The sequence below is a fragment of the Streptococcus sp. F0441 genome (assembly GCF_000314775.2).
Classification (GTDB): domain Bacteria; phylum Bacillota; class Bacilli; order Lactobacillales; family Streptococcaceae; genus Streptococcus.
Map to the genome: position 1 here is coordinate 1,323,081 of NZ_KB373321.1, position 13,313 is coordinate 1,336,393.

Genomic DNA, 13,313 nt, shown 5'->3' on the forward strand with positions numbered 1-13,313 from the left:
TTAGTCCTCCTTTCCATGTTGGGATGCATTGATTTCGCGATAGACTTGGCTAGTCTTCATCAAGTCATCGTGCTTGCCAACAGCTAGGAGCTCCCCTTTTTCCAAGAGGAGAATCTGGTCAGCCATCTGTAGTGTCGAAGTCCGTTGAGAAATCAAGATTAAGCTCGTATTTGGCAGATTTTCTCTAATAGATTTCAAGAGCTTGGACTCGGTAATGGTGTCGAGGGCCGAGGTAGCATCATCTAGGATGAGAAATGGAGCTTGGCGCAAGACTGCTCGAGCGATAGAGAGCCGTTGTTTTTGTCCACCTGAGAAATTTCGCCCTCCTGCCTCAACTACAGAATCCAAGAGTCCTTCCTTTTCACTGACAAAATCCTTTGCTTGCGCCATTTCCAAGGCCTGCCAGAGTTCTTGATCAGTTACTTCTTGATGCAAACCTAGAGTCAAGTTGGAACGAATGGTTCCCTTAAAGAGTTCGACTTTTTGGGGCACATAGGCAATCCAAGACCGCCACTCCTCCAAATTAAGAGGACTACGCCCATCTCGATAAAGGTCAATACTCCCCTTATCTACTGGATAAAGTCCAAGTAAGACTTGCACCAAGCTTGATTTACCAGAACCTGTTCCCCCAATGATACCAAGGATTTGCCCTTGCTTCATATCAAAGGAAATGTCTCTAAGAGAAGGCTGGGCCGCATCAGGATAGGTAAACGTCAATTCTTGAACTTGTAAAACCTGACTACTGGTAGCTTGCTTTTGTTCTAACTCTGAATGGATGTCTTCTGGAGCTTGAGCAAAGACTTCCTCGATTCGCTTAGCTGAGATATAGGACTGGTTGAGAGAATTAATCAGCATGGCTAGCTTGACCAATTCCACCAAGATCTGCAAGAGGTAGTTGATAAGGGCGATAAGAGCACCCTGGCTGAGTAAACCTCCTTGAATTGAAATATAACCCTGCCAGATGATAACGAGGAGAGTTCCATTGACAATCAGATAGGTCAGAGGTGTTAATAAACTAGACCAGAAACCTGTCTTTTCTTGTAAACTAGCATAAACTTGATTTAGGGTTTGAAAAATCTGTAACTCTCGTTTTTCTTGCCCAAAGGCACGAATAACCCGCATCCCTTGCAATTGCTGACGTGTTTCCTGAACCAGCTGATCCGTTTTCTTTCTGAGACTGCTGTAGAGAGGAGTGACTAGTCGAGAGAGCCCGACAATGACAATCGTCAAAATAACAACCATAACCAAGAACCAGAAAGTCAGCTCAGCTGAGATGCGATAGGCCATAAAGATTGCACCAAAAACGATAATAGGCGCTCGCAAAAAGAGGCGCAGGAATTGATTGATACCAGTCTGTATCTGGTAGGTATCAGAAGTCAAGCGGGTCACCAAGCTAGAAGTTGTCAAACGGTCTCTGCTGTCCTTAGATAAAGAAAGAATATGACGATAGAGGTCGTTTGTCAATTCCTTGGCAAAACCTACCGCTGCCTTGGCTGAATAGAATTGAGCAATCAAGGCTACTAAAACGCCAATCACTGCAAAGATAAGGAGTAGGCCAATCTGAATCCAGAGGTGCCCTTGATCTGCCTGAGGTAAAGATTGGTCAACAATCCCAGCAATCACCATGGGAACCAAGAGCTCAAAAACAGCTTCAAGTAACTTGAATAAGGGAGCTAAAATGGCTTCTTTGATATAGGGTTTGAAGTAAGATAGTAAGTGTTTCATAGATCCCTTCTATTCTTATGCTGGAAATGAAGAAAGTGGGAAGCCCTACCCTCTCAGTTTTATTTGTTTAAGTAAGGTAATAGATAGCCATATCCTGCTTTTTCCATCTCATCCTTGGCTACAAAGCGCAAGGATGCAGAATTAATACAGTAACGCAGGCCACCTAATTCCTGAGGACCATCTGTGAAAACATGACCCAAGTGAGCATTTCCTGACCGAGAACGAACTTCGATTCGCTCCATTCCATGGCTCATGTCCTTGTAATAATGAATCAATTCCTTGGAAATTGGACGACTAAAGCTTGGCCAACCACAACCTGAAGCAAACTTATCCTTGGCGAAAAAGAGTGGCTCGCCAGTCGTGATGTCTACATAAATCCCTTCTTCAAAGGTTTGGTCATAAGCATTACTAAATGGAGCCTCTGTGGCAGCTTCTTGGGTGACACGGTAGGACTCTTCCGACAAACTTTGCCTTAACACTTCTTGACTAGGCTTTTCATAATTTGAGGCGTCAATCAATGGCTTCTCAGCATCGGTCACATCGATATGACAGTAACCCGAAGGATTTTTCTTGAGATAGTCTTGGTGGTAGTCTTCCGCCAGAATATAGTGGCGAAGTTTCTCCACTTCTACTGCAATCTTTCGACCTAGCATGCGTTCCTGCTCCTGCACCACAGTGTAGATAGCTGGCAAGTCTGCTTCATCTTGGTAATAAATCCCAGTACGATATTGACGACCACGGTCATTCCCTTGTTGATTGATGGATAAAGGGTCGATAACTCGAAAATAATAGAGCAAAATTTCTCTAAATGACACTGCTCTCTCATCGTAAATCACTTGGACCGTTTCTGCATGGTCTGTTTCCTTGAGCAACTGATAATTGGTCGTTTCGACTTGGCCATTAGCGTAGCCGACACTGGTTGTTAATACGCCTGAAATTCGTGAAAAATACTCCTCTAGGCCCCAAAAACAACCACCTGCTAGATAAATTTCTGCCATCTTTGTTTCTCCTTTATCAAGTTCTTTGACTAGACTTCTTTTCAAAAAAAGGATAGGAAGCCCCCTAGTCGAGACTTTCCCCATCCTATCTTCTATTCTTTATTTTTCTTGGACACGAACACCTTGGGTATCAACCTTCAAGTCATGAAGTTTGCCTTTGAAAGACTGCTTTTGCAATTCTGCCTTAATCGCTGGCATCTTGTCATGAGAAGCCAAGACCATCACTGTTGGTCCGGCACCAGAAAGGTAGGTCGCATAGGCATCATTCTCTTTGGCTACTTGCTTAATCGTCGCAAATTCACGGACCAGACTTTGACGATAGCGCTCGTGGAAGAGGTCTCCCTCGATTGCTTGGCCAGCTGTCACCATATCTCCTGCTAATAAGGCTGCAACGGCCACATTGGCGATAGAACTAGCTGCAACAGCTTCCTTGTAGGACAATTTTTTAGGCAAGACACCACGGCTGTCACGAGTACGCAATTCATAGTTAGGAATATAAGCTAAAAAATCACATTCTGGGAAGTCAGCCACGATAGCAGAGACTTGCCCTTCAACGGAACTTGCAATAACGAGATTTCCATAGATAGCTGGAGCCACATTGTCAGGATGTCCTTCAATCTTGGTCGCCAACTGCAACTTTTCATGATCAGATAAATTTAGCTTGCCCAATTGGTTGGCCAGTTCAATCCCAGCAACAATAACCGAGCTTGAAGAACCCAAGCCACGCGCCAAGGGAACATCACTGGTCATTTTCAAGCGTCTCGGTTGCAAATCAGGCGCAATTTGCAAGGCAATCTTAAGCAAGAGATTACGCTCGTCATGGGGAATCCATTTACCAATCTGGTGTTCAATCAACCACTCATCCCGTTCTTCACAGACCTCAATTTGAAGATACTTGGTTACAGCTACACCGACCGAATCAAAACCTGGCCCGATATTGGCACTGGTTGCAGGTACAATAATCTTCATCCTATTCTCCTAACACCTTGAAGGTATTCAAGAGGTCAAATTCTGAAGCTTTGGCCAACTCAGCTGAAACATTCTCAAGTTGTGCTTTATTAATCTTATGAGTGATAATCACTACACGCGCCTTGTCACCCTCTTTGCCATCTTGGAGGATTTGCTTGAAGGAAATATCTTGAGCATTAAAGATTTCAGCCAATTTCAAGACCTGACCTTTTGAATCTGGAGCCAAGATTGAGAAATAGTAGTTTGCTTTAACATCTTCTGGATTTGCCAAGACTAGGTCACGGCTATATTCGTTGAAGTCTTTACCAATGGTACCATCATTCAAGCGACGAACGATACGGACAATGTCCGCTACAACACTTGTTGCAGTTGGTTTTTGACCCGCACCTGGTCCGTAGTACATAGATTCACCGATACCGATAGATTCTACAAATACAGCGTTCATGACCCCATTCACACTGGCAAGTGGATGTGTTTTGGGCAGGAAGGTTGGAGTCACTTCTGCAACAATGCCTGAAGGAGTTTCCTCGATAGAACCTATCAATTTCACTACATAGCCTAGATTTTGGGCTACAGCTACGTCTTCTGGCGTAATATTGCGGATTCCCTTGTGGGCTACATCGTCAAAGGCAACCTTCATACCAAAAGCAAACTGGCTCAAAATCACCATCTTGTAGGCTGCGTCAATCCCATCCACGTCATTTGTAGGGTCGCTTTCTGCAAATCCTAATCTTTGAGCTTCAGCCAGAGCATCATCATAAGACCAGCCTTCTTCGACCATTTTGGTCATCATAAAGTTAGAAGTTCCGTTAACGACACCAAGAACACGCGTGATTTTATCAGAAGCCAATGAATTTGCCAAAGTACGAAGAATTGGAATCCCACCAGCTACTGCTGCTTCGTAGTAAAGTGCTACATTATGATCTTTAGCGATTTCTAACAATTCTGCGCCATGTACAGCCAAAAGGTCCTTGTTAGCAGTAACAACGTGTTTTCCAGCTTCCAAGGCACGAGTGATAAAGGTTTTAGCTGGTTCGATACGCCCCATCAATTCCACTACGATAGTAATGTCTTGATCTGACAATATATCATCTACATTGGTCACAAAGTTAAAGTCATTACCTGCTGCAAGCAAGCGGTTCTTTTCATCTTCATCCTTGACCAATACCTTGGCTACTTCAATCTCTGAATGAGCTGACTGGATGATTTTTTCTCTATTTTCCTTTAGGAGGAATGGCACACCACTTGCAACGGTACCAAATCCAAGTAAAGCAATTTTAACTGTCATGTTTGTCTCCTAGAAATTTTCTGATATAGCCATTATAACAGAATTTTGTGAAAATTCCTATCCATGAAAACCACTATTTATAGATAGAAAAGAAAAAACGAATCATCTGATTCGCCTTTTCTGATAAGTAAAAATTGATTTCTAAAAACTATGATTTAATTTTTTGAAGACCGAACACAGCGTCGTGATTGATCAAGATGTGACCATACTCTTGTAAAACCGAACGACTGATATCACTGTCGTCAGCAAATTCACGCATACGAGCCAAGAGCCAAGCCGGATATGGACTTGGATGATTTTCCACATCGACTAAGATAGTCAAATAATAGTGTCCATTCATCTTATAGAGTTCAGATGTTTCCATCTGGTAGTTAACCGTCTTTGCAAAAGCAACTAGGTCAGCAAGATTTGCGAAACGCAGGATATAGTAGATATAAGGTTCTTTCTTACTTTCAGTTTCCTTTTCTGTTTGCTCTTGCTCTTCTTCCTTTGCTTCGACCTGCTCTAAAGATTGGATAGCCTCAATATCATCCTTGGTCTTATCTGCAATGCTCTTTTCCAAGGTTTTGAGAAATTCATCCGGCGACATTTGGGCTAATTCTTCCATGTCAGGTAGGTCCGCTAAATCTTCAAAATCTAGATTTTGGTCAATCTTAGACTTGGTCACAAAGACATCGACCTTATCTGGTTTTGGCGTCACACGGAAACTCAGCATGCCACTATCCAAGAAATTGTCTGGCATTTCCAGTTCATCTAAAATAGCATAGAAAAACTCTTCAGTTTTTTCCTGAGGAACGAGAAAGTCTGCAATCTCCATTCCCCGATCCATCAAATCATCTAAAGTCATCGTGATTTTTAGTGTTGTATCACTAATTTGTTTCATCTTCATATCTAGTAACCTCATACTTTCAGTCTATCTATTATACTAGATTTTTACAATTTTATCAAAAGAATGAAGCGAGAATGTGATATAATACTAGATATGATTTTAGATTTAAGAAAGAAAGTTCAATGAAAAATATAAAAGTAAATGCCTTGGCCAGCTTGCTGGTCAATATTCTCAATATCGTTTTTCCACTGATAACCAACCCTTATCTGACGCGGATTCTCAGCAAATCCAATTACGGTTATTTCAATACGGCCAATACCTGGGCTAGCTTTGTTATTCCACTAGCTGCCTTTGGGATATACAACTACGGGATTCGAGCTATCAGTAAGGTCAAGGATGACAAGAATAAAATCAACTACGTCTTTTCTAAGTTGTTTTATATCTCGATTTTTACCTCTCTCCTGACCACTGGTATCTACTTCCTCATTATCTTCTTTGACACCAGCATTGAGAATCTGAAAGTCCTCTACTACATCCTAGGGGCCCAAGCACTCTTCCAATTTCTCAATATCGAATGGATGAACGAGGCTTATGAAAACTATGCCTTCATCCTCTACAAAACGTTAATTATTCGAATTACCATGCTAGTCGCTATCTTCGCCTTTGTTAAAACGGCAGATGATATCGTTCCTTATGCTATCGTTATGACAGCGACCACTATCCTCAACTACCTGCTCAGTTTTCTTTGGATTAAGAGGGAAGTTTCTTTTGTTAAAATTGGATTCGTCGAATTAGCTAAAGCTTCTAAACCGCTCTTCACTATGCTTCTCTTAGCAAACGCTAATATGCTTTATACCTTGCTAGATAGAATGTTTATCACCAAGGGACCGGATGAAAACTATATTTCCTATTATACAATTGCCTATAGTATCGTCATGCTGATTGCCAGTGTCTTGAGTGGAGCTATCAACGTAAGTATTCCGCGCCTTGGCTACTATCTCGGTAAAAAGGATTACAAGTCCTACAATTATCTCGTGAATCAAGCGGCATCCTTATTCTATTTCCTTATGGTTCCAACTAGTATTGGGATTATGATATTAGGACGGTACGCAACTGTTATTTATTCTTCTGAAAAGTATCTTGAAGCGGGTATCGTAACTAGCGTCTTCGCTTTTCGTACCATCATTTGGGCTATTGAGTTGATTCTTGGTAAACAGATTATCTTTATCAATGACCATGAAAATCGCTTAACAGCCTTCTACTTCCTTGGTGGTGGTGCCAATATACTATTAAATAGCATCTTGTATTTCAATAATATTTTTGCACCTGAGTATTACATCGCTACGACCATTATCGCAGAAACTATCGTAGTTTTACTTGAAATTCATTTTATCAAGAAACATCAACTGATTAGTTTAAAAGAAATTTTTATAACCTTAACACGTTATAGCCTCATATCCCTTGGTTTTATCCCAATCTTCTATATTTTCAAAATGATTTTCCAAATCAATTCTTACACAGTAAACTTCAATATGATTCTCATGGTTCTTTCTACCGTAGCAACTTGTGGTATCTATTATCTCTTGGCCCTCTTTATCGCCAAAGACAAAACACTCCACTATGCACTGAACCTTGTACTTGCTAAATTAAAACGAAATTAAAAAATCCCCTACTGATAAATTAGTTGCCAGTAGGGGATTTCTTCTTTATTCTTTTTCCTTCTTTTCAGAAGCGTTGGCTTCTAGGTTTGAATCTTGTTTAGGTTGTTCAACAATAGAGGAATTAGCTTCTTGTTTCTGTTCTGGCTTAACTGCCTCGCTATTCACAGCAGCAACAGCCTGTTTCCAGATACCTTCTTCGTTTACTTTATAACCATCAGGTGTTGTTGCGTTCTTCAATAAAGAACCATCAGCTTGGAAATAGTACCAATTACCATCAAGCTGTTTCCAACCCGTTTGCATAGCTCCCGACTCATCAAAGTAATAATGATCACCATTTACTTTATGAAGGCCAACCAACATGATGCCATCTTCAGGATTTAGATAATACCAAACGCCTTTGTCTTTTATCCAACCAGTTTTCATGGCTCCATTTGATTCAAAGTAACGGTAATGATTATCAGACCATTTCCAGCCTGTTTGCATGGCTCCAGATCTGCTAAAGTAATATTGCTTACCATCTACTTGATGAAGGCCGACCAGCATAATGCCTTCTTTTCCTTCAAGATAGTACCAAGCTTCACCATCTTTCAACCAACCAGTTTGCACTGCGCCAGACGTAGCGTAATAATGCCAAGAATCATTTGACCACTGCCATCCAACTTGCATAGTACCTGCAGAGCTGAAGAAATAGTTCTTACCGTCAACCTCTTTAGATCCTACAGCCATGATACCAGTTTCTGGATCCAAATAATACCATGATTCTTTATCTTTCAACCAACCAGTTTTCATAACTCCAGAACTTGCAAAATAGTTCCAGTGACCATCAATAAAGGCCCAGCCTGTTTGCATGGCACCACTGGCATTCAAATAGTAACGGACACCATTGATATCTTGGCTTCCAGTTAACATGATGCCATCTTTATCTAAATAATACCATGTTTCCTGATCCTTGATCCAACCAGTTTTCATAGCTCCAGAACTTGCAAAATAGTTCCAGTGACCATCAACAAAGGCCCAGCCTGTTTGCATGGCACCACTAGCATTCAAATAGTAACGAACACCATTGATATCTTGGCTGCCAGTTAACATGATGCCATCTTTATCCAGATAATACCATGTTTCCTGATCCTTGACCCAGCCAGTTTTCATAGCTCCAGAACTTGCAAAATAATTCCAGTGACCATCAACAAAGGTCCAGCCAGTTTGCATGACACCTTCTTGATTAAAGTAGTACGTGCTTCCATTAATATTCTTTTTACCGACAGTCTTTAGCCCATCCTCATCATAGAAATACCAATCTGAATCAATCTTTTGCCAAGTTGAAGGCTTACCTGCTGCTTGGAGTGCACCACTTTCGCTAAAGAACATCTTCTTGCCATTATAGACTTGATGTCCTGTTAGCATCTTCCCATCTGCCGCAAATAGATACTTTTTCCCTCCAATTTCAGAGAGCTCGCTAAATCGTCTAGCACCATTTGATTGGATATAATACCAAGAGTCATCTAGTTTGAACCAACCACCAGTTTGCATTTTACCATTTTGGTTCAGATAGTAATCATTCCCTTTGGCATTTTCTCCCCAGTCGTCGTTAAGATGAAGCCAGCGACCTGCTTGCATTTGTCCTTTTCCGTTAAAGAAGTAAGTGGCTCCGCCAATCTCTCTCCAGCCGATAGCCATTTCTCCGTCAGTCAAACGATATTTCCAATAACCATCTTCTTGATACCATTTTTCGTCAACTACAGGGATATCAGGGAAGGTATTTGAAACATTAGCAAATCCTTTATCGCTAATATCAAAAACGGTAGCATCTTGAGTTTGGCTAGCAGCATGAAGAACCTGAATATTTTTCTTCTGAAGGTATTCTCTGGTTGAAGCAACATTAATATCTCCACCAGTTGTCTGAATAACCATTTTTGGTGATAAGTTTTCAAGGAAATTAATCGTATTTGAAATTGTCGCATCATAATGGTGGTTCCATTTCATCATATCAACCTTGCCGATAACTGGACCTAACTTATCTTCTGCTCCCTCGGCATTATCCAAATCTCCACCAAGATAGATTCTCTTTCCTGCCACAGTCACCACTGAAACAATGGAGTTGGAGTTATCATCTCGAACTCTTTTCAGATTCCCATCAGCATCATATTCATTCTTATAGTTATAGAGTTGGATATCCATATCACCTAATTTTAGATGGCTATCCTCATCTGAAATATTCTGAATAAGAGTAACTCCGCGTCTTTGAGCTGCTCTCAAAGCATTATCATAATTGAAAAGATTATCCCAAAGTCCCCAGTGTGAGGTGATCCGATCATCTGAATATTTTTTCAAATAAAACTTACCGACTTGATATCGATTGAGTATTTCATCCGCTCCACCAATATGGTCACTATGGACATGAGTTCCTAGAATAAAATCTAATTTTTTTACACCTATTTGATCCAGGTGGCGAATCAAGCGATCTTCCAATACTTGATTATTTCTCATGGAAATTCCCCAGCGGCTTGGATAGCGTGGGTCACTCCCATCAGGGAAATCATAGTCTTCTCCCATATCAATCAAAGCATAATGACCATTACTTTCCAGAAGGATGGCATCACTTCCAGATTTTGCTTTAGTATTTATGAAATGGATACGATTGCCCGAACCTGCAGAGATAGTATCTGCATCTACTCCTTGCGATAACTGAATCAGTAATAGAAAGAATGCGAGAACACTATATCTAACTGATTTTAATAACCATTTATTTTTCATCTTGAAAACTCCTTTATCTTAACAATAAGCAACTTTTACTAATCTAATCAATCCAGTAGTTTTTATCCCCTCCTGGGACTTGCTGCTCAATAGGGGGTGGAGTCATATAGTTTTCTCCAAATTCGTAGACAAGTATTTCATGGTATTTTTTAGGAACCTTGACCACAATGTTTTCATAAGGCATATCAATCAAATCATAGAGCCATTCTTTTTTTATACCCTTTGGATAATAAGGGTCATAGATAGTACAAGTAAGATCTGTTGCTTGATCTACACTATACTTCAAAGCAAGACTCTCTAATTTTTGATTCCATAGCTGTGGAGAAGTTAAGCGGAAAATAGCTGATCCCATATAACGAGGAAGGTTTTTAAGTCCACCATTCTCAGACTTGATCCCTTTAAAATTCAAAGAAGAAAGGCGAACGAAATATTTGTAGAGTTTCATTTTCTTACGGTCACTTTCCTGTGTTACGACACCATCATATGGAAAAATGTCAACACAAGTTCCCAATACGACCGTTGGGTCTACGAGGTTAGCATCTCGACGTGTCCTTACATCATAGACTCTCATATAACTGTATGGATATCCCTTTGTTTCTCTGAATGAAATCAATTTATAGTAGGGATGATTTTCATTTTGTAAAACCTTATACAGTTTTTCAAATTCATCACGCGCTAAGGAAATATCTGTATCATCATCCCAAGGGATGAATCCTTTATGGCGTACAGCTCCTAGTAAAGTTCCAAAATCAATAAAGTATTTGATTTGATGTTGTTCACAAAGCTCATGTAGATACTTTAAAATATCCAATTCTACTTGCTTGATTTCTTCAAGAGTTAAAGTTCTTTCAGACATAGGTTCTATTCTCCTAAATTTGACTATATTTTTAAACGTTTCTTAATTTCAATCTCGTCATTTAGACCTTTTAATAATCTTCCACAATTTAAAATCATGATGAGATACTCTTTGTTCAACCGGTGGCAATTGCATATAGTCTCCGTAGTCTGAGGTCAAAATTTCATGATAATTTTTCGGAATGGTAAATTCCTTACCTTCAAATGTTCCAGTAGTAGCTTGTTCCAGCCATTCACGTCTCCACACTGGTTTGTTCATATCTTTGTAGATAAGATAATCCACTTGCTCATAATCTGAGACTTTACGGGATTTTGCAAGCTCTTCAATCTGGGCAACGTATTTGTTCGTATTGGTGAAATAGAAAATAATAACTGACACATAGCGTAGCAATGAATTCAGTACACTTTTCGTATTGGTAATGCCTTTAAAGGTGTAGCAACTCAATTGACGTTTCTTTATCAGTTTCGTCATCTTGTTTTTAAATTCTACGTCATCCTCGTAGCCATCTACAGGAAAAATATCTACATATATTCCCATATTTGAATCGATGCGAACATCTTCTTCCAACAAGTAGGTATGGTTATCCTGCACTTTCATGAAGGGATAGACATAGTTCAGATTATTTTTATAAGACATGACCTCGTAACGTTCATCAGGGTTAGCGATAAGGTAGTCTTGTAACTTTTCATAATCTTCTCGTAACATGCAGATATCCATGTCATCATCCCAAGGGATAAATCCTTGATGGCGAACAGCACCAATTAGACTTCCATATGCTAAGAAATACTTAACCCCAATTTTATGACAAACTTCATGAATATACTCCATGATTCCAAGTTCCATCTGTTGAATTTCACTGACATCTGTTACTTCTTGATACCGAATTCCTTCATCCTGTTTGCAGACTACAAGTCCATAGCCAATCGCTAGCCAGAAGATGATATTAATAAAGTTGGTTGAATACATAATCTGACTTTCAAATAATTGACCAAGCAAGATACCGAAGAAAAGAATCATGATCAATTTATCAGTATTTTTCTTGGAAACAATCAAATAAGTTAAAAAGCGCTTGATGACATAAGCCAGTACAAGAAGGAAGAATGCTAAGCCTAGAACTCCCGAACTGACAAATATGGTCACAAAAATGTTATGGAAATTCCCACCGATAAGAGAGTTTTGAATCTCAAATTTACTGAAATATTCTGTGTAGTAATCTGGAACATTTCGTACACCATAACCAAAAATTGGTTTCGTACTTCCCATCTTGATGGCATTTTTCCAGATATAGGTTCTACCACTTGGTGTTGTTTCAATCAGATGGAGCTCACCGTTCTTCTTAGTGACAGACGAATCTGTTTCAGCATAGGATTGTCCTTTGTTTAAATCTAAGACAGTCGCAGTTTCAGATGAAATGTAGATTGAAGTTACATAGCTTAATCCTATATTAGTTGCAGTAATCAGCAAACCAGCAACTATAAAAGTGAGGAATCGTTTAACGATACTTCCTCTAGTAGCAAAGAAACTATAGAGTCCAATCATGAGAAGTAAAGAAAGTAAGGCTCCTCGACTTTGCATCGTAGCGAAGTAAACTAATTGAATCACATTGTTCAGTTTAAGATAAACAGAATATTTACTTCCTTTATGGATCAAATACATAGCCAAAATAATGCTAATGTATGAAAATATCGCACTAGCATTAGGATTGACAATCCCCCACAGACGTCCATTCATGACACCATAGTAATAAGATTGTTCGCCAATCTTAAATAGGATAAGGACTCTACTTACCAATAAACCAAACGCAAAAATTGCTGAAGAAAAAGATACAATTTGAACCGTATAGGCAATCCAGTCAAATAATTTTTTAAGTTGCCCTGATTGTAACATGGTAAATAATAAAACATAGGTTACCATGAAGAGAATTTCAATCACATTTCCAATCAAATGTCCAGAGCGATTGAAAATAGCAGATAGCAGATGGCTTCCAGCTAAGAGTCCAAATAAGGATAGAAATTTACGATCTACTGTGATTTCTTTCCACTTAAACAATAAGGTATAGCAAATATAAATCACTACAATCGCTGATAATCCCTTGTAGAGGGGATTTGCTATCTTATAAACCAGTGAACTCATACTTAAAATCGAAATGAAAACAAATAGATACGCAATCCATAGTTTTGATTTTTCAAAGTATTCATCCATTTTTGAAAAATTCATTTTCAACTCCTTCTCA

General features: G+C 39.5%; 9 protein-coding genes. 1 reads left to right on the forward strand and 8 read right to left on the reverse strand.

Annotated elements, in window-relative coordinates:
- The 5 genes from HMPREF9188_RS06395 to mecA all read right to left on the reverse strand — a co-directional run bounded on the left by HMPREF9188_RS06395 (nucleotide 1) and on the right by mecA (nucleotide 5,869).
- Nucleotides 1-1,725: an ABC transporter ATP-binding protein gene (locus tag HMPREF9188_RS06395; protein WP_009730294.1), complete on the reverse strand. Its 1,725-nt coding sequence runs from the start codon at nucleotides 1,723-1,725 to the stop codon at nucleotides 1-3.
- A 59-nt stretch (nucleotides 1,726-1,784) separates the two neighbouring features.
- A complete protein-coding gene (gene msrB, locus HMPREF9188_RS06400) occupies nucleotides 1,785-2,723 on the reverse strand; it encodes a peptide-methionine (R)-S-oxide reductase MsrB (protein ID WP_009730295.1) in 939 nt (312 codons plus the stop codon).
- Nucleotides 2,724-2,822: 99 nt separating this feature from the next.
- On the reverse strand, nucleotides 2,823-3,692 hold the full coding sequence (gene thrB / locus HMPREF9188_RS06405; protein WP_009730296.1) for a homoserine kinase: 870 nt from the start codon (nucleotides 3,690-3,692) through the stop codon (nucleotides 2,823-2,825).
- Nucleotide 3,693: 1 nt separating this feature from the next.
- A complete protein-coding gene (locus HMPREF9188_RS06410) occupies nucleotides 3,694-4,980 on the reverse strand; it encodes a homoserine dehydrogenase (RefSeq protein WP_009730297.1) in 1,287 nt (428 codons plus the stop codon).
- Nucleotides 4,981-5,128: 148 nt separating this feature from the next.
- The gene (gene mecA / locus HMPREF9188_RS06415) at nucleotides 5,129-5,869 is read right to left on the reverse strand and encodes an adaptor protein MecA (RefSeq protein WP_009730298.1); all 741 of its coding nucleotides are present in this window, start codon (nucleotides 5,867-5,869) and stop codon (nucleotides 5,129-5,131) included.
- A gap of 122 nt (nucleotides 5,870-5,991) precedes the next feature.
- On the opposite strand from mecA, the gene HMPREF9188_RS06420 reads away from it, so the two are divergent.
- Nucleotides 5,992-7,470, forward strand: a complete 1,479-nt coding sequence (locus tag HMPREF9188_RS06420) for an oligosaccharide flippase family protein (RefSeq protein WP_009730299.1) — start codon at nucleotides 5,992-5,994, stop codon at nucleotides 7,468-7,470.
- Nucleotides 7,471-7,515: 45 nt separating this feature from the next.
- Here HMPREF9188_RS06420 and HMPREF9188_RS06425 read toward each other — a convergent pair whose 3' ends face one another.
- From HMPREF9188_RS06425 to HMPREF9188_RS06435, 3 genes are read right to left on the reverse strand one after another with little or no spacing between them, the layout of a single operon-like run.
- Nucleotides 7,516-10,224 carry an MBL fold metallo-hydrolase gene (locus HMPREF9188_RS06425; protein WP_009730300.1) on the reverse strand — a complete coding sequence of 903 codons (2,709 nt, stop codon included), beginning with the start codon at nucleotides 10,222-10,224 and terminating at the stop codon, nucleotides 7,516-7,518.
- A gap of 43 nt (nucleotides 10,225-10,267) precedes the next feature.
- Nucleotides 10,268-11,080, reverse strand: coding sequence for a LicD family protein (locus HMPREF9188_RS06430; RefSeq protein ID WP_009730301.1), 813 nt, complete (start codon nucleotides 11,078-11,080; stop codon nucleotides 10,268-10,270).
- Nucleotides 11,081-11,137: 57 nt separating this feature from the next.
- Nucleotides 11,138-13,297, reverse strand: coding sequence for a LicD family protein (locus tag HMPREF9188_RS06435; RefSeq protein WP_009730302.1), 2,160 nt, complete (start codon nucleotides 13,295-13,297; stop codon nucleotides 11,138-11,140).
- Between the last annotated feature and the right edge of the window lie 16 nt (nucleotides 13,298-13,313).

Excerpts from the sequence above, each read along its gene's own strand:
- HMPREF9188_RS06395 (WP_009730294.1), bottom strand. The coding sequence starts at position 1,725 with ATGAAACACTTACTATCTTACTTCAAACCCTATATCAAAGAAGCCATT.
- msrB (WP_009730295.1), bottom strand. The coding sequence starts at position 2,723 with ATGGCAGAAATTTATCTAGCAGGTGGTTGTTTTTGGGGCCTAGAGGAG.
- thrB (WP_009730296.1), bottom strand. The coding sequence starts at position 3,692 with ATGAAGATTATTGTACCTGCAACCAGTGCCAATATCGGGCCAGGTTTT.
- HMPREF9188_RS06410 (WP_009730297.1), bottom strand. The coding sequence starts at position 4,980 with ATGACAGTTAAAATTGCTTTACTTGGATTTGGTACCGTTGCAAGTGGT.
- mecA (WP_009730298.1), bottom strand. The coding sequence starts at position 5,869 with ATGAAGATGAAACAAATTAGTGATACAACACTAAAAATCACGATGACT.
- HMPREF9188_RS06420 (WP_009730299.1), top strand. The coding sequence starts at position 5,992 with ATGAAAAATATAAAAGTAAATGCCTTGGCCAGCTTGCTGGTCAATATT.
- HMPREF9188_RS06425 (WP_009730300.1), bottom strand. The coding sequence starts at position 10,224 with ATGAAAAATAAATGGTTATTAAAATCAGTTAGATATAGTGTTCTCGCA.
- HMPREF9188_RS06430 (WP_009730301.1), bottom strand. The coding sequence starts at position 11,080 with ATGTCTGAAAGAACTTTAACTCTTGAAGAAATCAAGCAAGTAGAATTG.
- HMPREF9188_RS06435 (WP_009730302.1), bottom strand. The coding sequence starts at position 13,297 with ATGAATTTTTCAAAAATGGATGAATACTTTGAAAAATCAAAACTATGG.